This window comes from Streptomyces sp. NPDC047853 (assembly GCF_043204535.1).
Classification (GTDB): domain Bacteria; phylum Actinomycetota; class Actinomycetes; order Streptomycetales; family Streptomycetaceae; genus Streptomyces.
The window spans coordinates 326,568-349,158 of sequence record NZ_JBIDCI010000004.1 but is presented as its reverse complement, the minus strand read 5'-3'; the positions used below and the strand labels follow the sequence as shown (position 1 = coordinate 349,158).

26 protein-coding genes are annotated in these 22,591 nt (G+C 73.0%); 9 read left to right on the top strand and 17 right to left on the bottom strand.

The genetic code is table 11. The features are described from left to right. Nucleotides 1-19: 19 nt before the first annotated feature. The 15 genes from ACGF5T_RS10650 to ACGF5T_RS10580 all read right to left on the bottom strand — a co-directional run bounded on the left by ACGF5T_RS10650 (nt 20) and on the right by ACGF5T_RS10580 (nt 10,305). Nucleotides 20-1,354, bottom strand: a complete 1,335-nt coding sequence (locus ACGF5T_RS10650; protein WP_356604829.1) for a sugar ABC transporter substrate-binding protein — start codon at nt 1,352-1,354, stop codon at nt 20-22. 129 nt (nt 1,355-1,483) lie between these two features. Then, on the bottom strand, nt 1,484-2,575 hold the full coding sequence (locus ACGF5T_RS10645; RefSeq protein ID WP_366767112.1) for a substrate-binding domain-containing protein: 1,092 nt from the start codon (nt 2,573-2,575) through the stop codon (nt 1,484-1,486). Between the two features lie 91 nt (nt 2,576-2,666). Then, nucleotides 2,667-2,960, bottom strand: coding sequence for a gas vesicle protein K (locus ACGF5T_RS10640; protein WP_356604825.1), 294 nt, complete (start codon nt 2,958-2,960; stop codon nt 2,667-2,669). After that, the gene (locus tag ACGF5T_RS10635) at nt 2,957-3,205 is read right to left on the bottom strand and encodes a gas vesicle protein (RefSeq protein ID WP_361014912.1); all 249 of its coding nucleotides are present in this window, start codon (nt 3,203-3,205) and stop codon (nt 2,957-2,959) included. The genes ACGF5T_RS10640 and ACGF5T_RS10635 overlap by 4 nt, the downstream gene beginning before the upstream one ends. Further along, complete coding sequence (locus tag ACGF5T_RS10630) at nt 3,202-4,071, bottom strand: GvpL/GvpF family gas vesicle protein (protein ID WP_366767111.1); 870 nt, start codon at nt 4,069-4,071, stop codon at nt 3,202-3,204. The genes ACGF5T_RS10635 and ACGF5T_RS10630 overlap by 4 nt, the downstream gene beginning before the upstream one ends. After that, nucleotides 4,068-4,466 carry a gas vesicle protein gene (locus tag ACGF5T_RS10625; RefSeq protein ID WP_356604819.1) on the bottom strand — a complete coding sequence of 133 codons (399 nt, stop codon included), beginning with the start codon at nt 4,464-4,466 and terminating at the stop codon, nt 4,068-4,070. Before ACGF5T_RS10625 ends, ACGF5T_RS10630 begins: the two co-directional genes overlap by 4 nt. An 18-nt stretch (nt 4,467-4,484) precedes the next feature. Next, nucleotides 4,485-5,450, bottom strand: coding sequence for an SRPBCC family protein (locus ACGF5T_RS10620; RefSeq protein WP_366767110.1), 966 nt, complete (start codon nt 5,448-5,450; stop codon nt 4,485-4,487). Beyond that, a complete protein-coding gene (locus ACGF5T_RS10615) occupies nt 5,447-6,121 on the bottom strand; it encodes a hypothetical protein (RefSeq protein WP_366767109.1) in 675 nt (224 codons plus the stop codon). Before ACGF5T_RS10615 ends, ACGF5T_RS10620 begins: the two co-directional genes overlap by 4 nt. Then, the gene (locus ACGF5T_RS10610) at nt 6,118-6,396 is read right to left on the bottom strand and encodes a gas vesicle protein GvpG (RefSeq protein ID WP_356604813.1); all 279 of its coding nucleotides are present in this window, start codon (nt 6,394-6,396) and stop codon (nt 6,118-6,120) included. Before ACGF5T_RS10610 ends, ACGF5T_RS10615 begins: the two co-directional genes overlap by 4 nt. 4 nt (nt 6,397-6,400) lie before the next feature. Beyond that, a complete protein-coding gene (locus tag ACGF5T_RS10605) occupies nt 6,401-7,198 on the bottom strand; it encodes a GvpL/GvpF family gas vesicle protein (protein WP_361014903.1) in 798 nt (265 codons plus the stop codon). Further along, complete coding sequence (locus ACGF5T_RS10600; protein WP_356604809.1) at nt 7,195-7,704, bottom strand: gas vesicle structural protein GvpA; 510 nt, start codon at nt 7,702-7,704, stop codon at nt 7,195-7,197. The genes ACGF5T_RS10605 and ACGF5T_RS10600 overlap by 4 nt, the downstream gene beginning before the upstream one ends. Nucleotides 7,705-7,740: 36 nt before the next feature. Continuing rightward, entirely contained in the window at nt 7,741-8,058 is a 318-nt protein-coding gene (locus tag ACGF5T_RS10595; RefSeq protein WP_356604807.1) for a gas vesicle protein, read from the bottom strand. A 222-nt stretch (nt 8,059-8,280) separates the two neighbouring features. Then, nucleotides 8,281-8,976, bottom strand: coding sequence for a class I SAM-dependent methyltransferase (locus ACGF5T_RS10590; RefSeq protein ID WP_356604805.1), 696 nt, complete (start codon nt 8,974-8,976; stop codon nt 8,281-8,283). Nucleotides 8,977-9,022: 46 nt separating this feature from the next. Beyond that, the gene (locus ACGF5T_RS10585) at nt 9,023-9,835 is read right to left on the bottom strand and encodes an SDR family NAD(P)-dependent oxidoreductase (protein ID WP_356604803.1); all 813 of its coding nucleotides are present in this window, start codon (nt 9,833-9,835) and stop codon (nt 9,023-9,025) included. A gap of 20 nt (nt 9,836-9,855) precedes the next feature. Then, on the bottom strand, nt 9,856-10,305 hold the full coding sequence (locus ACGF5T_RS10580; protein ID WP_366767108.1) for a hypothetical protein: 450 nt from the start codon (nt 10,303-10,305) through the stop codon (nt 9,856-9,858). A gap of 203 nt (nt 10,306-10,508) precedes the next feature. On the opposite strand from ACGF5T_RS10580, the gene ACGF5T_RS10575 reads away from it, so the two are divergent. The 7 genes from ACGF5T_RS10575 (at nt 10,509) to ACGF5T_RS10545 (ending at nt 17,842) form a co-directional block, all read left to right on the top strand. Beyond that, the gene (locus tag ACGF5T_RS10575) at nt 10,509-10,712 is read left to right on the top strand and encodes a hypothetical protein (protein ID WP_361014893.1); all 204 of its coding nucleotides are present in this window, start codon (nt 10,509-10,511) and stop codon (nt 10,710-10,712) included. Between the two features lie 11 nt (nt 10,713-10,723). Beyond that, on the top strand, nt 10,724-11,332 hold the full coding sequence (locus ACGF5T_RS10570) for a DUF1963 domain-containing protein (protein WP_366767107.1): 609 nt from the start codon (nt 10,724-10,726) through the stop codon (nt 11,330-11,332). Between the two features lie 119 nt (nt 11,333-11,451). Continuing rightward, nucleotides 11,452-13,650, top strand: a complete 2,199-nt coding sequence (locus ACGF5T_RS10565; RefSeq protein WP_366767106.1) for a DUF1996 domain-containing protein — start codon at nt 11,452-11,454, stop codon at nt 13,648-13,650. A 227-nt stretch (nt 13,651-13,877) separates the two neighbouring features. Further along, nucleotides 13,878-14,549: a lytic polysaccharide monooxygenase auxiliary activity family 9 protein gene (locus tag ACGF5T_RS10560; RefSeq protein ID WP_366767105.1), complete on the top strand. Its 672-nt coding sequence runs from the start codon at nt 13,878-13,880 to the stop codon at nt 14,547-14,549. Between the two features lie 122 nt (nt 14,550-14,671). Continuing rightward, complete coding sequence (locus tag ACGF5T_RS10555) at nt 14,672-16,360, top strand: hypothetical protein (RefSeq protein WP_366767104.1); 1,689 nt, start codon at nt 14,672-14,674, stop codon at nt 16,358-16,360. Nucleotides 16,361-16,519: 159 nt separating this feature from the next. Beyond that, the gene (locus tag ACGF5T_RS10550; RefSeq protein WP_356604795.1) at nt 16,520-16,903 is read left to right on the top strand and encodes a BlaI/MecI/CopY family transcriptional regulator; all 384 of its coding nucleotides are present in this window, start codon (nt 16,520-16,522) and stop codon (nt 16,901-16,903) included. 6 nt (nt 16,904-16,909) lie between these two features. Further along, nucleotides 16,910-17,842, top strand: a complete 933-nt coding sequence (locus ACGF5T_RS10545) for a M56 family metallopeptidase (protein ID WP_366767103.1) — start codon at nt 16,910-16,912, stop codon at nt 17,840-17,842. Between the two features lie 66 nt (nt 17,843-17,908). On the opposite strand, the gene ACGF5T_RS10540 is transcribed toward ACGF5T_RS10545, so the two are convergent. Then, nucleotides 17,909-18,364: an NAD(P)H-dependent oxidoreductase gene (locus tag ACGF5T_RS10540; protein WP_356604791.1), complete on the bottom strand. Its 456-nt coding sequence runs from the start codon at nt 18,362-18,364 to the stop codon at nt 17,909-17,911. 430 nt (nt 18,365-18,794) lie between these two features. Here ACGF5T_RS10540 and ACGF5T_RS10535 point away from each other — a divergent pair, with 430 nt between their 5' ends. Beyond that, nucleotides 18,795-20,024 carry a phospholipase D-like domain-containing protein gene (locus ACGF5T_RS10535; protein WP_356604789.1) on the top strand — a complete coding sequence of 410 codons (1,230 nt, stop codon included), beginning with the start codon at nt 18,795-18,797 and terminating at the stop codon, nt 20,022-20,024. Between the two features lie 277 nt (nt 20,025-20,301). Beyond that, complete coding sequence (locus ACGF5T_RS10530; protein WP_356604787.1) at nt 20,302-20,814, top strand: N-acetyltransferase; 513 nt, start codon at nt 20,302-20,304, stop codon at nt 20,812-20,814. Nucleotides 20,815-20,940: 126 nt separating this feature from the next. Here ACGF5T_RS10530 and ACGF5T_RS10525 read toward each other — a convergent pair whose 3' ends face one another. Beyond that, on the bottom strand, nt 20,941-22,566 hold the full coding sequence (locus tag ACGF5T_RS10525; RefSeq protein WP_356605477.1) for an MDR family MFS transporter: 1,626 nt from the start codon (nt 22,564-22,566) through the stop codon (nt 20,941-20,943). Nucleotides 22,567-22,591 lie beyond the last annotated feature (25 nt).

Here is a 22,591-nt window from a genome sequence, read left to right as displayed (position 1 = left end):
TCACCTGCCTTTCGTCGGCTCAGGTGCTGCGCTGGGTGGTGGAGAGGCCGAGCGCCTCGAGGTCGGGCATGGTGCCTTCCTGGGCGGCGCGCAGGGACTCGACGAGGCTTCCCCGGCCGCCGCTGACACGGGCGAAGGAGTCCTGCATGACCTTCTGGGTCGCGCTCATCCGAGGGCCCCACAACCAGTTCTCGCCGATCTTCTCGGCCTCCCGCTCGAACAGGGTGTAGATGTCCTGCCCGCCGTAGTACGACCGGTCGAAGGCTTCGCGGCCCACGGAGACCAGCCCCGGAGCGGCCGGGTACTGGCTGCTGGTGCCGCTGGAGAGGCGGGCACGCAGGGCGTCGGGGTGGGAGACCTGCCACTCGATGAACTCCATCGCGGCCTCCGGGTGACGGCTGTCCTCGGTGACCGCGAAGGTCGAGCCGCCGTGCGTGCCGGCGGAAGGGGCGGAGCCGTCCCACTGGGGCATCGGCGCGATCCGCCACTGGCCCTTCTGCCCGGGCCGCGCGTTCATCTGCGCCCCGGCGTCCCAGGCGCCGCTGAGCCGGGTGAGGACGAGTCCGTTGCCGATCTGCGCGTCGGACTGCCTGCTCTCCACGGCGTTCATGAAGACGTCGTCCCGGTCGATGAGCCGCTGCCAGTACTCCGCGACCCGTCTGGACGGCGCGTCGGCGAGGGAGACGTTCCAGGCACCCCCGGAGGTGTCGAACCACTGGGCGCCCGCCTGCCAGGCGTAGCAGGCGAACTGGGTCATCCCGTCGGTGGGGAACAGCACCAGTCGGCGGTCGGGCGCCTTGCGGCGCACGGTGACGGCCTGCTCGGCGAACTCGTCCCAGGTGCGCGCGGGCCGCAGCCCGTAGTGCTCGAAGAGGTCGGCGCGGTAGTGCATGACCATGGGCTCGACGTCCAGCGGCACGCTGAACACCCGGCCCTCGAAGGTGGTGAGCCCGAGCGCCTGGGGGAGCAGGCTGCGGCGCAGGCGGTCGCTGACCAGGTCGGTGAGGTCACGGGCGACGCCGTCGATGGCGTACCCCGGCACCTGCGGGTACTCGATGGTGGCGACGTCCGGCGCGTTGCCGGCCCGGGCGGCGTTGCTGAGCTTGGCGTAGCCGCCCTGCCCGCCGGAGGGGATCTGCTGGAAGTCCACCTGGACGGTGCGGTGCGTGCGGTTGAAGGCGTCGACCACCTCCTGGCTGCCGCGCAGGGCGGACCAGAAGGTGATGCGCGTGGTGGTGCCCGTGCGGGCCGACGATGCGCCGTTCCCCCCGGTGCAGGCGCTCACGGCTCCTGTCAGGGGTACGGCGGCCATCGCGGCCAGTACGGAACGACGGCTGGGTGGTCGTCCGGGCATGGCGCCTCCCGCGGCTCCTGCGGGTCCGCGGCGGATGCGCGGACACGGCTGTTCGGGACACGGGAATCCTGAACGCCCTGACTCAAACGGTCAATAGATCGATCAGAAGAAAATAAAACGCTCAAACGCTCACTCGGCACAGGGTGCGGTCGATCCCCGCACCCTGAGCCGGGGCAGCAACTCCACCCGCCGCCCCGGCCGGGCCCCCGGCGCCTCGGCCAGCCGCTGGAGCAGCAGTTCGGCGGCCATGCGCCCGACCTCGGTCTTCGGCGGCGACACGGCCGTCAGCGGCGGCGAACCCAGTCCGGCCACGACATCGTCGTACGCCACGACCGAGCAGTCTTCCGGCACCCGTACCGCCTCCTCCGCCAGGCGCTGGACGACCATCAGCGCGTCCACGTCGCCGTGCAGCACCATGGCGGTCGCCCCCACCTTGCGCATCAGGGCGGACAACTCGGCCGTCTCGTCCGCCGCGTACGGCCCGTCGACACCGGCCTCCGGCGCGATGAGCGTCCACGCCCACCGCTCCACCAGCGGATGTGCCCCGGCGATCTCGGTGAAGGCGGCCCGCAGCGAACGCGCGGTGGGGCTGTCGTGGCGCGTGGCGAACACGATACGCCGGTGACCGAGCCCCACCAGGTGCTCCACGGCCAGGTGCGCGCCGTACCAGTGGTCCGAGCACACCGAGTCCAGGGCGTGCAGGGCGCTGCCGCGCCACGGGCGGCGCTCCATCAGCACCGTCGGCACCCCGAGCGCGGCGAGCCACTCGTGGTCGGCCTCCTCCTCGGCCCGGCCACGCCAGCGCGGGGCGATCAGCAGACCCTCCGCCCCCTCCGCCAGGGCCCGTTCCACCAGCGGGCGTTCGGCCCCCGCGGCCTGCGGCGCGAGGTGCAGGGCCAGGCGCAGTCCGGCCTCCTCCAGGACCGTGCGGGCGCCGTGCAGGGTCTCGTTCAGGTACGAGTGCCGTGCGGGCACCACGACGGCCACCCGGTCCCCGGCCGCCGCGCTCCTGCCGGCGGGCTCCTCCTCGGCGGGCACCGTGGAGCGGACGACGCCGTGCCCGCGGCGGAGCCGGCCCTCACGGGTCAGTTCCTCCACGTCACGGCGGACCGTCACCACGGAGACCTGCAACTCCTCGGCGAGGTCACGCACCCGCGCGGTGCCCCGCGCCCGGACCGCCGCCAGGATCCGCTGACGCCTGAGATCGACCGGCTCCCGCATCCGTCTCCCCACCCGACGATGTTCGTTTGAGCGATTCGCCGTCATCATAGCGATCGCTCGTCGCGGGGGCGGGGGCCGGCCGGTGTCCTCCTCAGGGCTCGGGGTCCGCCAGGAGGGTGCCCAGGGGGCCCAGGTCGAGGTTGAGGTCGGCGCGGCTCAGGCCGTGCTGCGCGCACAGGTCGTCCATGCGCTCGTCTAGCAGCATCAGCGCCGTGCCGAGCCGGTCCTCCTGGTCCGTGCTCAGCGTGCCCTCGTCGAAGCGGCGCACGGCCTGGCGCTCCATGAGCTGGCGCAGCAGCTCCACGACCGTGAGGACCAGGGCGGCCAGGTCGTTCGTGACCCGCTCGGGGTCCAGGTCGAGGGAGTGGGCCCGGGGCGCCGTCACAGCGGCCCGCTGTCCGGCCAGGGGGCGGGCACCCGTTCGCTCACCGACGACAGCAGGGCGTGCAGCGAGATCCGTACCAGCGGCACGTCCGCGATGGCCAGGACGAGGTCCCCGCTCACCACGACACCGGTCGCCAGCACCCGGTCCAGCAGGTCGACGAGGGGCACACCGACCGGCGCGTACGGCTCGGGGCCGTCCCAGGGCACGGGCGCCGGGCCCGGCGTACGGGTGTCCAGTTCGGTCATGCGCGGGCCTCCTGCTGCGCGGGGTCCGGTTTCGCGGGGTCCGGTTCCTCGTCCCAGCGGGCGAAGGAGTACGGGATCCAGGGGCCCGACGCCTCGACCCGGACCTCGCCGGACGGGCCCTCCGCGGTGAGTCGGGACAGTGCGCGGGTGAAGGCGGCGCTTTCCGCGTCCGCCACGAGGTAGGCCGCGTTGAGGAGTTGCGGGGCGCGCCGGCCCGTCAGCCGTTCGCTCTGCGGCCGGTGCCGGGTCGCGGCGACCGCGTACCGCCGCAGTTCCGCGTCCACCGCCTCGGCCGCGGCCCGGGCCCGCTCGTGCGCGTCCTGCCGGTCGCGCCGCCGCGCGCTGACCCGGCTGAGGTAGGCACGGCCGCCCGCGGCGGGGCGGGGGCCGGCGTCGGTGCCCGCTCCGGTCGGCGGGGCGGCGGAGGCCGCGTGCTCGGCGGCGTGCACCTTCACCGCCCACTCGGTACGGTCCCGGAGCCGGTCCAGCAGCGTCTCCAGGACCGCCCTGCGGGGGGCGAACGCCTGCTGCGCGGTCCGGTCGCTCCGGTACAGGGTCGCCATCGGCAGCGGTACGACGGAGCGGCCCCTCCCGCCCGCGGCCTCCACACCGCGGTGGTGGGCGCGGGCGCATCGCTCCAGATCAGCGGGCCGGTTGAGCCGTTCCCCCAGCACCTGCTCGTCGAACAGCGCGGCCGGCACGTCCTGGACGACCAGGCAGAGACCGTCCGCGCGCAGGACGCGCAGCGGACCGCCCTCCTCGTGACCGGTCGTCGCGGCCAGCGCGGCGTCGTCGGGCGGGGTGCGGGTGACGGCGAACACGCAGACGAGGGCCGGGGCACCCGGCCGAACCGCGACCGTGCTCACCGGGCGGCCCCCGCCGTCTCCCCGGACGCCCCCGCGAGGGAACCCCCGGAGCCCTGCGCGCCCTCCGGCGACTCCTCCAGCGCTTCCTCCAGTGCGTCGAGCCGGGCCCGCAACCGGGCGTTCTCCTCGGCCAGCTCGTCCCGCGCGGCCCGGGACGACAGCGCCGGGTCGGTCTCCCACCAGTCGATGCCCGCCTTCTTGGCGGTGTCCACCGAGGCGATGAACAGCCGGAGCCTGATGGTGAGCAGCTCGATGTCGAGGAGGTCGATCTTGATGTCGCCGGCGATGACGATGCCCTTGTCCAGGACGCGTTCGAGCAGGTCGGCGAGGTTGCCGGTGACGGGCGCGTAGGGCTGGCCGTCCGGTCCCGCGAAGCGGTGGTCGACGTCTGTCACTGCGTGCTCCCCGGCTGGTCAGCGACGTCGGCGGCGGGGCCGCTCGTCGTCCTCGTAGGAGTCGTCCTCGTCGTCGTCCTCCTCGTACACCGCGTCCTCGTCGTCCTCGTCCTCGCCCTCGTCGTAGTCACCTTCCTCGTCGTCCTCGCTCTCGTCGTCCTCGTACTCGGCGCCGTCCTCGGCGTCGGTGCCGTCCTCGTCGGCGTCGGCGTTCTCCTCCTCCAGCGCCTCCTCATGGCTCTTGACGACCTCGCCGTCGCGGATCTCGCCGCGCCAGCCCTCCACTTCCTCGTCGCCCAGCAGGGTCACGTGCCGGGCGAAGTGCTTCAGGTCCAGCCGCAGCCGACGGCCCTGGGCACGCCAGAGGTTGCCGGTCTTCTCGAAGAAGCCCGCCGGGTAGTACTCCACGACCAGCACGATCCGGGTCAGCCGGGGCGCCAGTTCGTGGAAGGTGACCGAACCGCGGGTACTGCCCTTGGCGCCCTCGGAGGTCCAGACGATCCGCTGGTCGGGGACCTGCTCCTGGACGGTCGCCTTCCAACTCCGGCTGGAAGGCCCCACCTTGACGTTCCAGTCCGACGTCACCTCGTCCTGCGCGCTGACGCTGCGGACGCCCTTGGTGAAGCCGCTGAACTCCTGGAACCGGGTCCAGTGGTCGTAGACGGTGCGCAGGGGGACGCCGATGTCGACGGTCTCCATCATGTGCGTCGCCTTGACGCTGCCGCCGCTCGCCTTGCTCCGTGCGTTGCCGTTGCCGTTGCCGTTGCCGTTGCCGTTGCCGTTGCCGTTGCCGTTGCTGTTGCCCTTGCCGCCTCCGGAGCCTCGGTCGCCGGCGGACTCGGTGAGCCGCTCGGTCAGCCCTCCGATCCGCTTCCCGGCCTTGCCCACGAGGCTGTGCCCCGAGGCGGCGAGGTACCCGCCGAGCGCGTCCTTGAGGTCACCGAGGGGCGACGCTCCACCGTTCTCCTGCTGGTCCGGAGTCATCCGCGCCCACCTCCGCGCCTGCCGCCCGGGGCCGTCCTCTTCGCGGGCGCGCCCTTCTTCGGAGGCACGCTCTTCCTGGCCGGAGCGGCCCTCTTGGCGGCTTTCTTCGCGGCGGCCTTCTTCGCCGGGGCCTTCTTCGCGGGCGGGGCGGTTCTGCGCGGCGGAGCCTCCTCGCTCGTCCGGCGGGGCGCCGCGGCGGGGCGCCGGTCCTCCTCGCGTTCTTCCTCGTCGAAGTAGGCGTCCTCGTCCGCGGCGTCCTCCCGCTCGTCGCGGTCCTCCGCGTCGCGCTCGTCGTACTCGTCGCCGTACTCGTCGTCATACTCATCGTCGTACTCGCCGGATCGGTCGTCCCGCGGCCCCCCGCCGGTGAGCGCGTCGGTACGGTCGCGGAGTGTGTCCGCGAGGCCGGTGAGCCCGCGGTTCGCCGCGGCGGTGACGGCGGCGCGTCCGGCGGTCAGCAGCTCGCCGCGGACCTGGTCCGTGAGTTCCCGCAACTGAGGCGTCCCTTGCAGGCCGGACAGGCCCTGGGAGAGGACCTGACCGGGAGACAGGCCGAGCCGCCGCCCCGCGAGGTAGGAGCCGACGACGAGGGCCAGTCTGGCCTTCCTCCTGCGGCCCAGGAGGTATCCGCCCGCCACGGCCGCCGCCATGGCCGCCATGCTGTCGCTCATACGTGCCTTCTCTGCGCTCGGTCCACGGTGGTGGCGCGGCCGGTGGGCCGGGCCGTGCGCTCGAGGAGGGTGAGCAGTCGGTCCTCCTCCCGTTCGAAGGTCGCCTCGTCGATGGCGCCCTCGTCCAGGGAGCGGTTGAGGGCGGCCAGCCGCGTCTGGACGACGCGCGGGTCGTGGGCCTGGCGCCGGGCCTCCCGCAGCAGGTGGTCGGCGATCCACGCCGTGCCGCGCACCGGCGCGAGGGGCAGCAGCAGGAGACCGCTCACGATGCCCACATCGTCACCGCCCGTCCCGTGCGGGGCTGGGGTCGACGAAGCTGTAGCAGGGCAGGGGCCCGGTCAGACTGATCGCCAGCCGGTCCCCGCGGGTGCGCGCCAGCTCGTCCACGGCCCGCCGGAAGAGTTCCTCGTCGGCGGCGCGCAGCAGGAACGACGCGCTGAGCACCTGCTCGTCGTCGGTCTGTCCCCGCACCGTGCGCACGGCGAGCGGGGTCAGGCGGTCGAGCACGTCACCTGCCGCGCGCCCGGCCTCGCGGCGTACACCGCGGGCCAGCGCCTCGCCCAGCCGGACGTTGCCCTCGTAGTCCGGCCGCCGCCGGGTCCGCAGGGCCAGGGCCCGCAGCCCTTCGTCGCGGCGCACCAGATCGGCGAAGTGGCCCGGCACGACCGTTCCCTTGACGTTGAACTCGACGCACCCCCGGACGTCGTCCAGCTGCCGCTTCAAGTGAGCTGCGTCGAGGCGCAGTTGGGAGGTCAGGGCATCCGGCCGGGGACTGAGGACCGCGAACCGCATCGGCAGCAGCGGCCCCTGCGCGGCCAACTCGTCCAGCACGGCCTGATGGGCCAGCAGGTCACGGCGCCGGGGCCGGAGCCGTGCGGGGGCGGACGACACCGCCGCGCACAGTCCGGACTCGGTCAGCAGCCGTACGGGAGCACCGTCGACCCCGGGGGAGCGGGGGGTGCCGACTCCGGCGGGCGTGATCCCGTAGACGTACAGCGCCTTGGGGGCCGCGGCAGCGGCCTCGGCGGTGGTGGCGCCGGAGCCGGCGGTGGTGGCGCTGGTGGTGGGGGCGGTCATTCGTCCTCCGTCTCCGTGTGTCGGCGGGGGCGGCTGCGCGGGCGGTCGTCCTCCGCGCGAGGGCGTGCGGCCGGGCGGCTGCGGGGCCGCTGCGGACGGCTGCGCTCGGCGCGCTCACGGGGGCGGGCTTCCTCCTCCTGCGCCGACTCCTCTTCCTCCTCCTCGGGGGTGAGGATGTCGCGCACCTTGTCGGTGAGGGAGCGTGCCGTGTGCTTGGCGCCCGCCTTGCCTATGGTCTTGGCTACCGGACTGCCGAACATCTCGGGGACCGTCTTGGAGCGCACGTCGTGCTCCAGGTCCAGGCGGTTGCAGGCCTCCGCGAAGCGCAGGTACGTGTCGACGCTCGCGACCACGATGCGGGCGTCCACCTTGAGGATCTCGATGCCGACCAGGGAGACGCGTACGAAGACGTCGATCACCATGCCGCGGTCGAGAATGAGTTCGAGGACGTCGTAGAGGGTTCCGGCGCGGGGCGCGCAGACGACCTCGTCGTCATAGGTGATCATGCGGTGGTCCTTCCGGGGGCGGGCTCGACGGCCCGGTCACTGGTCCTGGGCACCGCGCCGGTACCGGGCGACCCTGCGGTACTGGAGCAGGTCGCCCGCCGAGTCCAGCTCGACCTCGTAGGTGGCGAGCAGGCTGGTGGTGTCGGGGATGCGCGCCACCTCCAGCACGTCCACCCGGACGATCCAGCCGTCGTCCTCGCTCCTGCACACCGCGGAGACTCCCTCCAGGCGGTGTCGGATCAGCTCGCCCAGGGCGTCGGCGGCGTGCTGGGCGGCGTCCCGAGCACCCCGCACGGCACGCTCGCGCGTGGTCGTGGACGTCGTGCCGCGCCGTCGCTCGCCAGGTTCTGTCATGCTGCCCACTCTGGCCGCGGGACCGGGTCCGCGCGTGCGCAGTTACCCCATCCGGGGGCTACGAGGCCGTATCGCCGGCGGGTGACGGGGTGACGGGGTGACGGGGTGACGGGGTGACGGGGTGACGGGGTGACGGGGTGACGGGGTGACGGGGTGACGGGGTGACGCGTGATGGGTGACGCGTGACGGCGGGAACGGGACCCGGGTATCGGTTGCCGGAGGTCAGGCGCGCCGAGTTGCGGTGTCCGGGCGCCGGCCGTGCAGGAAGAGGTGCGGCTCCGGCTGAGCGGCCGGGTGGGCCGGGGTGAACATCGACGCTTCCTGCGCCAGGATCTCCAGGCCGGCCTCCTCGGCCACGGCGGCGAAACTTTGCGCGGTGAAGCTGGAGACACGCACCGGCCGGCCCATGAAGGTGGCGTCGACGCCCTCCACGTCCAGCGGCACGGTGGCCAGGACCATGAGGCCGCCCGGCCGCAGCACGCGCACCAGGTCCCGCACGAGGTCCGCCTGCTCCCGCCGGTCCAGCTGGAGCAGGGAGAAGTACACGCACACCGCGTCGAACGAGGCGTCCTCGAGCGGGACGTCGCGGATGTCGGCGCACCGGAAGGAGGCGGCGGGCACCTGCCGCGTCGCCAACTCCACCATGACGGGGGAGACGTCGACGCCGAGCACGTCGTGCCCGGCGTTCGCGAGTGTCTCGGCGGTGGGCCGGCCCGTGCCGCTGCCAACGTCCAGCACCCGGCTGCCCGGCGCGAGCCGTCCGAGCAGCCACTCCAGTGAGTGCCGATGCGTCCTCGAAGCGGCGAACGCCTTCTCGTAGTCCGCGCCCAGCGCGTCGAACACGGCGGCGGCCGGTGGCCGTTGCTGGTCGTCGGTCACGACGGTCCCTTCGCTGGGCTGATCCGGTGCCGCGGACATCGTTTCACCGCGAGCGAGCCGCCGACAAGAGGACCGCCGGACCGCGCTATCCCCGGTCGGGGCGCCCGTCGGTGTCCGGCGCCGTCCCCGGCTCGGCCATCCGGCGGTGCACGACGGCCTTGACGCGGTCCGGCAGGACCTTGTCGGCCACACCCTGGGCCTTGGTCTTCGCCGAGCCGGTCACCAGCTTCCCGCGGCCCTTCATGACGGCGTCGTACGCCTGCCGGGCGACCTGGGCGGGATCGTCCTTGTCCATGGTGCCGACCTTGGTGTCCTCCATCCCGGCCCGCCGGAAGAAGTCCGTCTCCGTCGGACCCGGCATGAAGGAGGTGACCGTGACGCCGGTGTCCGCCACCTCCTCCTGGAGTGCCTGGGCGAAGGACTGCACGAAGGACTTCGACGCGTTGTAGACGGACTGGAAGGAGCCCGGCATCGTCGAGGCGACCGACGAGGTGAACATCAGTCGGCCCACCCCGCGCGCCACCATGTCCCGCAGCAGCGGCTTGGCGAGCCGCACGGTCGATGTCACGTTGAGGTCGATGACGGACTGGTCGTCGGCCTGGTCGGTGTCGACGAAGGCACCGCCCTGTCCCACTCCCGCGTTGAGCGCGGCCACGTCCACGGCGAGCCCGGTGAGGGCGGCCAGCAGCCGGTCCACGCCTTCGGCCGTCCTCAGGTCCGCGCGCACGGCCCGCACCTCGGCGCCGGTCTCCCGCAACCGCTGGGCGGCGTGCTCCAGCCGTTCGTCCTCGGCGTTGACCACGAGGTCGTGGCCCTGCTCCCCGAACAGCCTGGCGAGTTCGTACCCGATTCCGCTGGACGCCCCGGTGACCAGGGCGAGCGGCCTGCTGCCGGCCATGGTGACTCCTCCGTTCCCGTTCAGCGCAGTGCCTCGTAGACCGAGGCCGTGGCGAAGCCGTACACCAGGTGCGGCACGAGGTCCGACACCCACGACGTCCGGTCCCATGAGGCGGGGTCCGTGACCCCGAGCACGGTGGCCGGCAGGTCGCTGCTCACCATGGCGGCGGCGCCGAGCAGGGGACCGGCCACCCAGTCCGGCAGCGCCCCGAGGCGGCGCCGGAACAGCCCGTAGGCCGCGCCGACCCCGAGGCCGGTGAGGTAGCCGAGGAGGACTCCGACGGCCTCCTCGCGGTGGCGTCCGGTCTCCTCGTCGCCCAGCCCGATCCCGGCCCGGTTGACGAACCGGTCCGCGACCTGGGTCGGGACGTCGCTGGGTCCCCGGCCGCGCAGCAGCATGTCACCGTACGTGGTGAGGTTCAGCGCGACGGTCCCGGCCGCTCCGGCGACGAGGCCTTTGGTCAGTGACATCCGGGACTCCCTCGGCGTGGGCGCTGGTGCGCGGGCGGGTACGGCCGGCACCGGGTTCCCCGAACCCGGAGGCCTAACAGGACCGCCCTCCCGGGGCGCGTGTGCTTCCGGACCACTCCGGGATGCGCCCACTGAGAGGCGGCCGGGGTCGTGCCCGCTGCGGCCCATGGGCCGGTGTCGGTACCCGCCCCTATGTTCACCGGATGAAACCCGAGATGTTCGACAAGAGGGGCCGGTTCCGTGAGAAGGCTCTCGCGGTCGGCGTCCCGTCCGCCGAGGTGGAGAGGTGGCTCGAGGCCGCCCGCCCGTGCGCCACCCTGGCGTCCACCGTGGACGGGCCGGTCGTGGGCCACTTCGGCGGGCCCACCTGCTCCCCGCCGACGCTCCCCGACTCCCGGCGGGGCTGAACCCGATAGCGATGCTGGACCTCGCCGCGCTGCCCGGCGACGCGACGACTCTGGTACTGCCCCCCGACGGCCGGCTCCTCTTCTTCGCCCGACTCCATCCCGACGACCTCGACGCTTCCGGCCGGGTGATGTACGTCCCCGCCGGCACGCCCCTCGAGGAACACCCTGGGGACGACGGCCACGACCGCGCGGAGCTGCGGCTGAGGTACGACCTCTCCCTGCCGGACAACGAGGTGCTCGTCGACCCCGTCGCACACCCGCACGCCAAGGAGCTGCGCCAGGCATGGTCGGACGTGCTGTACGAGGACGGGCACCATCGCCACGAGACTCACCTGCAGATCGACGGATACTCCAGGGACTCCTACGGCGAGGACGACCCCATCACCGCGTCCGCCGCCATGGCGGCAGGAAGGGCGGGGAAGCCGGAGGGCAGGCGGGCCGGCCCGTGGGCCCGGCCTCGTCCCGACGACCGGGCGCTTCTCGCTCAGTGGTACGGCGGCGTCCTGGACTTCGGTGGCCTGGGCATCGGCGGTGACGTCTTCTGGACGATCGCGAGGAAGGACGTGGAGGCGCGGCGCTTCGACCGGGCGACCGTCCTCGGGTGCTTCGAAGGCCCGTGAGGTGAAGCCGGACTCCGGCGGATGCCTCTGGCAAGGAGACATGACTCGACACTCTCTGAGAATTCCCGGCACGTCTGAACGCTCCGGCCCCCGGCTCCGTATGGAGCCGGGGGCATTGCATGTCCGAGTCCGTCACGACACTGGAGCACGTCTTGGGACACAACAGGCGCAGACGCCCGACCGGGGCGCGCCGCGCGACCTTCGGAGCATTCGCGCTGATACTGGGGGGCGGCGGCCTGGTGGCCGTGAACGTGTTCGCCTCCGCGACCGAAGCCGGCAACTCCGCGGTACCCCTGGGAAGTTCCGGAGTGGCGGCCACGGTCGACTGCCCCGACCTGAGCGAACGGCTCACCGCGGTCGAGGAGCGGGCGAGGCCCGACGTCGACAAGGAACTGGCCCGGCTGGACGAGCAGATCGCCACGGCCTACCTGCGGTTGCAGGAAGCCGCCCGCACCGCCGACGACGGCAAGGTCGACGAGGGCGCCCTCCTCGACCCGTTGAAGCAGGAGCGGGCCGCGACGATCGAACGCATCGTCGCCGCCGTCGACAAGGCCGGTGCCCGCCCCGAGGGCCTGGAAGCCCTGGCCCCGTGCACGCTGCGCCGCACCGAGATCGCGGCACCGGACGCCGGGGCCGGCGGGAGTGAGAGCCCCGGAAAGGGCGGAGACGCCGGGGACGCCACGGACGCCGGGGATGCCACGGACGCCGGCGAGGACGGGGCGACCGGAGACGGTCAGCAGCAGCCCGGCAACGGTGGGCAGGCGGGCAACGGGCCGGTGGCCGCGGACTACGTCGACATCAAGTCGGTCCAGCCGGGCGGCGCCGAGGCGGCACGGCAGAAGAACGCCTCGCGTGGCTCCTTCGCCACCAGCTGCGGTGTCAACGCCGAAGGCCTGTTCAACTCGGACAACATCATCGCCGCCCCCGGCGTCAGCAACGGCGCGCACCACTTCCACGACTACGTCGGCAACCAGGGCAACGACGCCTTCGCCAGCGACGAGGACCTGGCCGCGGCCGACACGAGCTGCGCGGACCAGGGCGACAGGTCCTCGTACTACTGGCCCGTGCTGCGGTTGCAGAACGGCACCGTCGAGAAGGACGCCGAGTCGCCCGGCGGCGGCATCGAGGGCAACGCCGGCGAGATCGTGACGCCCGCCGAGGTCACCCTGACCTTCCAGGGCAACGAACGGGGCCGGGTCACGGAGATGCCGCGACTGCTGCGCATCATCACCGGCGACGCGAAGGCGTTCGTCAACGGCAACACCAACGCCAACGCCTCCTGGAGCTGCACCGGCTTCGAGGACCGGCAGCTCAAGGACAAGTACCCGCTCTGCCCGACCGGCAGCGACGTGGTGCGCACCTTCACCTTCCAGAGCTGCTGGGACGGCCGCAACATCGACAGCGCCAACCACCGCACCCACGTGGCCTTCGCCGCCGCCGACGGCGCTTGCCCGGCCGGGTTCCGGCCCATCCCGCGACTGGTCCAGCGCGTGGTCTACGACGTCGACGCGCCCAGCCTCGGGGACGGGGGGAAGACCGTCCCGCTCTTCGCCGTGGACTCCTTCCCGGAGCAGCTGCACAAGCCGGTGACGGACCACAGCGACTTCGTGAACGTCTTCGACGAGGACCTGATGCGGGAGATGGTCGACTGCATCAACAGCGGTCGTGCGTGCGGTGCGGACACGCCCCCGGGTCCGGAGCCCGGCGAGGGGGAGGACCCCCAGGAGCAGCCCACCGGCACCCCCGAGGCATCACAGCCCCCGGCCGAGCCGACCGCCACCGCCTCGGCCCCCGCGGACCCCGGCCAGGGCGGGCAGAACGACGGCCAGAACGACGGACAGGACGAAGGCGCCGACCCGGGGCAGGACAATGGTCAGAACGACGGTGACAAGCCCGAGCCCCCCGCCCAGGAACCGACCCGAGGCCCGGACCAGAACGAAGGCCAGAACCAGAACCAGAACGAAGGCCAGAACCAGAACCAGAACGAAGGCCAGAACCAGGGCCAGAACCAGGGTCAGGGTCAGGACCAGGCCCAGGACCAGCCCGGCGACAACGAAGCCTCCCCCGCCGCCGAACCCAGGGCCGCCACGACACCCGCCGGCGCCCCGGAGGAGACCGGCGGCGTGACCGCGCCGGGGACGACGCAGGTCGGGGGCGGCGGCGAGGAGGCGGCCGGTTCGGTGACCGCACCGCAGGCGGCCCAGGGCGATCTCGCCGAGACGGGCTCCGGCCTGGGTCTGTGGCCGGCGGCCGTCGGAGGCGTCCTCTTCGCCGGTGGCTGTCTGCTGCTGGTCCGCTCCAGGAGGTATGCCCGGTAGGGCGACGCGTCTGGTGACGACGGGCGGGCGGGGCAGGTCCCGCCCGCCCGTCGCGCCGAGAGGCCCCCGGCCGACCGTACCGAACACGCCGGCGCGGCCCCGGAACTGGCGCCTTCACACTGTTGCCATTCCGTTTGCCCGGGCGCAGCCTGGTCTCCAGGACCTCTGGGAGCGCTCCCATCACTTCCGATCCCCCCACGCCGTCCCCCCACGCGAAAGAAGGACTCATGAATTGTCATGATCGCATCAAGCGCGTCAGGCGTGCGTCCACCCTCGCCCTCGGCACCCTGGCCGCCACCCTGCTCACCCTCGTCCCCTGGAGCGGTACCGCCGCCGCCCACGGCTCGGTCGTCGATCCCGCCTCCCGCAACTACGGCTGCTGGCAGCGCTGGGGCGCCGACTTCCAGAACCCGGCCATGGCCCAGCAGGACCCCATGTGCTGGCAGGCCTGGCAGGCAGACCCCAACGCCATGTGGAACTGGAACGGCCTGTACCGCAACGGCTCCGCCGGCAACTTCGAGGCCGTCGTCCCCGACGGGCAGCTGTGCAGCGGCGGCCGGACCGAAGGCGGGCGCTACAACTCCCTGGACACCGCGGGCGCATGGAAGACCACGGCGGTCAACGACAACTTCACGGTCAAGCTGCACGACCAGGCGAGCCACGGCGCCGACTACATCAAGGTCTACGTCAGCCGGCAGGGCTACGACCCCAGCACGCAGCCCCTGGGCTGGGACGACCTCCAGCTGCTCACCACCACGGGCAGGTACGCGCCGGGTCAGAACTACGAGATCCCGGTGAGCACGTCGGGTCTGAGCGGCCGGCACGTCGTCTACACGGTCTGGCAGGCGTCGCACATGGACCAGACGTACTTCCTCTGCAGCGACGTCGACTTCGGCTGAGCCGGTGGCCGCACCGCCCCCCCACCCCCGCCGGGCGCACCGCGTCCGGCGGGGACACCGGTCGGTGTGACCGTCGCGCGAAGTGCTCCGCGACCGGCCCGGAGTGCGGTATACGTCCCCGCATGGACTACTACGACCTCGGCACCCACGGCCGCCCCGTGACGACCTCGTCCCCCGAGGCCCAGCGATGGTTCGACCGCGGGCTGGTGTGGACGTACGCCTTCCACCACGAGGAGGCCGTCGCCTGCTTCGAGGCCGCCGCCGAGGCCGACCCGGACTGCGCCATGGCCCACTGGGGCATCGCCTACGCCCTCGGCCCGAACTACAACAAGCCGTGGGAGGCCTTCGACGCCGAGGAGCTGACCAGGACCGTCGACCGCACGCACGCCGCCGTCGAGCTGGCCCACCGGAAAGCGGCACGGGCCACCCCGGTGGAACGCGCGCTGATCGGAGCCCTGCGCGCCCGCTACCCGCAGGCGCGCGCCGTCGACGACTGCTCGGTGTGGAACCCGCCGTACGCCGAGAGCATGCGCGCCGTCCACGCACTCGCCCCCCACGACCTGGACGTGGCCGCCCTCTACGCCGACGCCCTCATGAACCTGACCCCCTGGCAGCTGTGGGACCTGCGCACCGGCCGTCCGGCCGAGGGCGCCCGCACCCTGGAGGCCAAGGACGTGCTCGACCGGGCCCTGGCAGCCGAGGGGGGACCGGAGCACCCGGGGATCGTGCACCTCTACATCCACCTGATGGAGATGTCCCCCACTCCCGAGGCCGCCCTCGCCGTCGCCGACCGGCTGCGCGGGCTCGTCCCCGACGCCGGGCACCTCCTCCACATGCCCTCCCACCTGGAGGTGCTGTGCGGTGACTACCGGCGCGTGGTGTCGGACAACACCGCCGCCGTCGCCGCCGACGAGAAGTACCGTGCCCGGGCCGGCGCCATGAACTTCTACACCCTCTACCGCGCGCACAACCACCACTTCAAGATCTACGGCGCGATGTTCCTCGGCCAGTACGCGGTCGCCCTGGACACCACCGAGCGGCTGGAGGCGGCCGTCCCCGAGGAGCTGCTGCGCGTCGAGAGCCCGCCGATGGCCGACTGGCTGGAGGGCTTCCTCGCCATGCGGGTGCACGTCCTGATCCGGTTCGGCCGCTGGACGGACATCCTCCGGCTGCCGCTGCCCGCCGACCCGCGGCTGTACTGCGTGACGACGGCGATGCTCCACTACGCCCGCGGCGTCGCCCTCTCGGCCACCGGCGAGATCGACCGGGCGCAGGCCGAACGCAGGCTGTTCCGCGAGGCGGTCGCCCGGGTACCCGAGTCGCGCACCCTGTTCAACAACACCTGCGCCGACATCCTCGCCATCGCCTCCGCCATGCTCGACGGCGAGTTGGAGTACCGCAAGGGCGACCACGCCGCCGCCTTCGCCGCCCTGGAGCGGTCGATCGCACTGGACGACAGCCTCCCCTACGACGAACCGTGGGGCTGGATGCAGCCCACCCGGCACGCCTACGGCGCCCTGCTCCTCGAACAGGGCCGGGTCGATGAGGCGGAGGCGGTCTACCGGGCCGACCTGGGCCTTGACGACACCCTGCCGCGCGCCCTGCAGCACCCCGGCAACGTCTGGGCTCTGCACGGGTACCACGAGTGCCTGGTGCGCCTCGGCAGAGCGGGGGAGGCGCGGATCGTGGCCCAGCAGCTGAAGCTCGCCACCGCGCTGGCGGACGTGCCGGTCGAGGCCTCCTGCTTCTGCCGCCTGGGCCCCGAACCGGCCGCGGGCGCGGCGGACGGCTGCTGTGGCGGCGACCGCTGACCGGCGCGGGGGCCGGGATACGTCCAGAAGTGCCCTGACCGGCGCGGGGGCCGGCAGAGCCCCCGGAAGCGCGGGGACGGGTCCGGGTGGCGCATGGCGGTCCGCCGCCTCTATACGATGGCGCCCCGGACGGGGACTGCGGCGGAAGGAGGCGGGGCAGTGACGGATGACCGGCGTCCGCGGCGGCGGGGGCAGGGCGAGCTGGAGGCGCTGGTGCTGTCGGCGCTGCGCGAGGCGGATGGCCCCGCGACGGCCGGCTGGGTGCAGGAGCACCTCGGCGGTGGCCTCGCCTACACCACGGTGATCACGATCCTCACCCGGCTCCTGGAGAAGGGCGCGGTCAGCCGTGAGCGCGCGGGCCGGTCCTTCGCCTGGACACCCGCGGACCAGGCGGGTCTCGCCGCGCGGAAGATGCGCAAGGTCCTCGACGCCGAGAGCGACCGCGAAGCCGTGCTGGCCAGCTTCGTCACCGGCCTCGACCCGGACGACGAGCGGTTGCTGCGCGAGCTGCTCAGGCAGGCCCGCGACACGGGGGACGGCTGACGCCGCATGGGGGTCTTCGTCTTCCTGCCGCTGGTCCTGCCCCTGACGGCATGGCCGATCGCCCGGCTGGCCGAACAGCACCTGCACCCGCGGACCGCGACCCGGCTGCTCACCGCCGTGGCCGCGGTGATGGCGCTGTGCAGCACGGTGTGCCTGGCCCTCGTGATGGTGGTCGGCACCGCGCAACTGCCCGGCAACCCCCTGCCCGACGGCTGGTCCGATCCCGAGGTGCGGGCGGCGGTGCCGTACGACGAGGTCGTCGGCAAGGCGGCGATCCCGGCGCTGTGCACGGTGGTGCTGGCCTCGGCCCGTGCCCTGTGGCGGCACGGCCGGGTCCGCCGCCGCGCGCACCGCGCGCTGGAGGGACTGCCGGGCACCGCGGTGGCCGTGCTCCCCGACGACGTGCCCTACGCGTACGCTTTGCCCGGCGGCCGCCGGGACCGCGTGGTGGTCAGCAGGGCGCTGCTCGACCGTCTCGAACCGTCCGAACGCCGTGCGCTGTTCGCCCACGAGCGGGCCCACCTGACCGCCCGGCATCACCGCTTCCTGCTCGCCGTCCGGCTCGCCGCGCTGGCCAACCCGTTCCTGCGGCCGTTGCGGACCGCCGTGGCCTACACGGCGGAGCGGTGGGCGGACGAGGCGGCCGCGCGGGCGGTCGGCGACCGCCGCGCGGTGGCGACCGCGATCGGCAAGGCGGCCCTGGTCTCCCGCGGCGGCCCGGTCGCCACCCTCGCCGGTCTCGCCGCGCCCGGCCCGGTCCCACGCCGGGTGGCGGCCCTGCTGGGACCCGCCCCCGCGGCCCGCACCTGGCCCTCGCTGTTCACCTCGGTGGGCCTGGCGGCCTGGGCCGCGGCCGCCGGAGCCGCCGCGTCGGCGATGTCGTCCGCGAACGCCGCCGTGACGATGTTCCTCATCCTCCGCGCCGCGACGCCCCTCTGACCGGCGCACGGGGACCTTCGACCCGGCGGCGCCGCGCGCCACGTACCGAGCCGAACGCGACCGGTGTCAGTCGTCCGTCAGCCCGGCGGCGAGGGTGGCCCCCAGTTCCCAGCAGGCCTCCAGGTCGTCCTTGCCGGGCTCACCGGCCACGCTCACCGCCGGTGCGGCACGCTGCCAGCCGAGTCCCGTGGTGACCGACTCGATGGAGCGCACCGCGCCGGTGGTGTCGCTGCCGCCGTGCACGTAGTAGCCGAACGGCCGGCCCCGCGTCCCGTCCAGGCAGGGGTAGTAGACCTGGTCGAAGAAGTGCTTCAGCGCCCCGGACATGTAGCCCAGGTTGGCCGGGGTGCCCAGCAGGTATCCGTCGGCCTCCAGTACGTCGACCGCCGTGGCCGCCAGCGCGGCGCGCCGGACCACCCGTACCCCCTCGATCTCGGGGGCGGTCGCCCCGGAGACGACGGATTCCAGCATCGCCTGGCAGTTCGGCGAGGGCGTGTGATGCACGATCAGCAAGGTGGCCACCCCCGAAGCCTGCCGCCCTCCACCCGCCGACCGCAAGAAACGCCACCCCGTACGACGTGACACAGGCCGTCACTCGCGCCCCGCGCCGCGAAGACGGATGTGTCGTCGGGCCAGGCGAAGGACAGGTGGGAACAGCGGACGGCGGCGTCGGACACGAGGGCAGCGGCAGAAGGCGGATCGGGGGCGGATCGGGGGCGGGTCGGGGGGAGAGAGGAGGGGACGACGACGAGGCCACCGCGGCGGCGGTTCCGTGCGCCCGCGTGGCCGCTCAGACCCGGTTATCACTTGAGATGTCGTCGTCACCTGCGGCGATCCGTGGCCGGGCACCGCGGGTCCGCTGAGCGGGGGTAAAGTCGGCTCGCCGCTCAGCCCGCGCCGGACCGGGCGCCGCGGCCCGACGGTTTGTCGTCGTGATCCGGCGAGGGGAGCCATGACCAGTACACAGGAACCGCCCGAGCTGACCGGGCCGACCCTTGCGGTGCGCGACGCACCGTCCACGTCGGTCGAGGAACGCGTCACGCGCATACGGCGCCGTCTGGAGCGCCTGATCGGGATCGCGGCGACCGAGGGCAACTCCCTCACCGCGCTCCGCAACGGGGACGAGATATTCACCGCCATGCTGGCCGCGATCCACCGCGCCGAGCACACGGTGGACATGATGACGTTCGTGTACTGGAAGGGCGACATCGCCCGCCGGTTCGCGGAGGCCCTGGCGGAGCGGGCCCGTGCCGGGGTGCGGGTACGGCTGTTGCTGGACGGGTTCGGCAGCCGGCTGATCGAGGCGGAGCAGCTGCGCACGATGGAGCGGGCCGGGGTGCAGGTGGCTTGGTTCCGCAAGCCGCTGTACCTCTCGCCGCTCAAGCAGAACCACCGCTGTCACCGCAAGGTCCTCGTCGTGGACGAGGAGACCGCCTTCACCGGCGGGGTGGGGATCGCGGAGGAGTGGTGCGGCGACGCCCGCAACCCGCAGGAGTGGCGCGACACGCATGTCGAGGTCCGCGGCCCCGCGGTGGACGGCATCGCCGCGGCCTTCGCACAGAACTGGGCCGAGTGCCACGACGAGCTCTTCGACGAACGCGACCGGTTCGTCGAGCACCGCCCGCAGGGTGGTTCCATCGTGCAGGTGGTGCGCGGCTCGGCCAGTTTCGGCTGGCAGGACATGCAGACGCTGATCCGCGTGATGCTGGAGTCGGCGGAGGAACGCGTCCGTCTGGCCACCGCGTACTTCTCGCCGGACGCGTACTTCGTCGAGCTGCTGTGCGCCACGGCGCGGCGCGGGGTCGAGGTGGAGATCGTGCTGCCGGGTCCGTACACGGACAAACGGGTCTGCCAGCTGGCCGGACAGCACTTCTACGAGGACCTCACCGCGTGCGGGGTGAAGATCTACCAGTACCAGCCGACGATGATGCACGCCAAGGTGGTCACCGTCGACCGCGTCGCCGCCCTGATCGGTTCCACGAACTTCAACCGCCGCTCGCTCGACCACGACGAGGAGGTCATGCTCGCCGTGCTGGACCAGGAGTTCACCGCGACCCTGGACCGGCACTTCGACGCTGACCTGGAGGTCAGCGAACTGATCCGGGCGGACAGGTGGAAGAGACGCTCCGTCACCCAGCGGGCACGGGAGCTCGCCGTCCAGCCCATCCGCCGGTTCCTCTGACCCGGGCCCCGCTCCTGCGGTACCTCCGCCCCCGCGGACGACGGGAGCGGGGGACGGGATGCCGCTTGCCGTCCGCGCGACCGCCGTCCGAGGCGTCCGAGGCGTCCGGGACCGCCTCGCACCCTGGGTGACCAGCCGGCCCTGGGTGACCAGCCGGCCCTGGGCCATGATCCGGCCCCGGATCGGGCCCCGCACCCGGATCGTGCCCCGACCCCAGGTCGCCGCCCGCCCGCACCCCCCGACGACCGCGAACCCGGAAAGGGAACCCTCCTCCGTCATGTCCCGCACCTGGACCACCCGCGCCGAGACCGGCGCCGACGTACCCGCCGTCCGTGCCATCGTCCGTGCCGCCTTCCCCACTCCCGAGGAGGCCGACCTCGTCGACGCGCTGCGTGCCGACCCCGAGGCGTGGATCGAGGGACTGTCCGTCGTCGCGGTGGACGACGAGGACCGTCCCGTGGGCCACGCCCTGCTGACCCGCTGCCACATCGGCGACAGCCCGGCGCTCTGCCTCGCACCCGTCGCCGTCGAACCCGGGCGGCAGCGCGGCGGCGCCGGCTCGGCGGCCGTGCGGGCCGCACTGGACGCCGCCAGGCGCCGGGGGGAGCACCATGTCGTCGTGCTGGGGCATCCCGAGTACTACCCCAGGTTCGGCTTCGGCCGGGCCTCCGCACACGGCATCCGCGTGACCTTCGACGTCCCGGACGAGGCCCTCATGGCCCTCGCGCTGGACACCGGCCACCCGCTGCCCGCCGGCACCGTCCGCTACGCGGCACCGTTCGGCATCTGACGGTCGCGGCGCCCTGCCGCGGGCCGGTGCGGTCGCGTGCGGCCGGTGCGCCGGGCGTGCGAGGGGCCGCCCACCGGGTGTGGTGGACGGCCCCTCGCAGGCGGTGTCGCGTGGTGCTCCGACGGGTCAGCCGACCGGGGACGCCGGTCCGCTGTCCGCCTTCGACGCGGTGTCACCCGAGCGCTGCCCGGGGACGCCGACCGGTGCGCCCAGGACGGCCTCGCCGGCCTCCTCGGCCAGACGCTCCATGCCGCTGGTGGTCTTCAGCGGCTTCTCCTTGATGAAGACCACGGCGACGAGCGCGAGCAGTGCGAAGGGAGTGGCGACCAGGAACAGGTCGGCGGTGGCCACACCGTAGGCGTGCTGCACGATCTCGCGCATCGGGGCGGGGAGCGTGCTCATGTCCGGGACGCTGTGCGCGCCGCCGCCCGAGCCGCCCTCGGCCGCTCCGGCGGCGCCCGCCTTCTCCAGGCCCTTGGTCATCTCGCTGGCGACCCGGTTGGCCAGGATGGCGCCGAGCACACTGGTGCCGATGGTGCCGCCCATGCTGCGGAAGAAGGACAGCACGGAGGTCGCGGCGCCCAGCTCGGCCGCGGGCACGTCGTTCTGCGCGGCGAGCACCAGGTTCTGCATCAGCATGCCGACGCCGACGCCGAGGACGGCCATGTAGAGGCTGAGCAGCCCGAAGTGGGTGTCGGCGTCGATCAGGGAGAGCAGCGCGAGACCGACGGTCATGACGACCGCGCCCGCGACCAGGTAGCTCTTCCACTTGCCGGTCCGGCTGATCAGCTGTCCGGCGACGGTCGAGGACACCAGCAGACCCAGGATCATCGGCAGGCTCATCAGGCCCGCGACGGTCGGCGACTTGCCGAGCGAGACCTGGAAGTACTGCGAGAGGAAGACGGTCCCGCCGAACATGGCGACACCGACCAGGAGGCTGGCGACGGTGGTCAGGGTGACCGTGCGGTTCTTGAAGATGTCGAGCGGGATGACGGGCTCGTCGGTGCGGGCCTCGACGAGGACGGCCAGGCCCAGCAGCAGCACGCCGCCGATCACGAGCGCGGCGGTCTGCCAGGACGCCCAGTCGAACTGGTTGCCGGCCAGCGAGACCCAGATGAGCAGCGCGCAGACACCGGCGACGATCAGGAAGGCCCCGAGCCAGTCGATCTTCACCTGGCGCTTGACCGTGGGCAGCTTCAGCGTGCGCTGCAACAGGAAGATGGCCAGCAGCGCGAACGGCACGCCGATGAAGAAGCACCAGCGCCAGCCCAGCCAGTCGGTGTCGACCAGCACACCGCCGATGAGCGGTCCGGCCACCGTACCGACGGCGAAGACGGCACCGAAGATGCCCGAGTACTTGCCCAGCTCCCGGGGCGGGATGATGGCGGCCATCACGACCTGCGCGAGCGCGGTGAGACCACCCGCGCCGATGCCCTGCACGACCCGGCTGAAGATCAGCAGTGTCGTGTCGTGCGAGAAGCCCGCCAGCAGCGAGCCGACCACGAACATGCCGAGGGAGGCCTGGAGCAGCAGCTTCTTGTTGAAGAGGTCGGACAGCTTGCCCCACAGGGGCACGGTCGCGGTCATCGCCAGGAGTTCGGCGGTGACGACCCAGGTGTAGGAGGACTGGCTGGCGCCCAGGTCGGCGATGATCGTCGGCAGTGCGTTGGACACGACGGTGCCCGCCAGGATGGCGACGAACATGCCGGCCATCAGGCCGGACATGGCCTGGAGTATCTGCCGTTGGTTCATGGAGGTGGGAGGCGCGTCGGCGGGC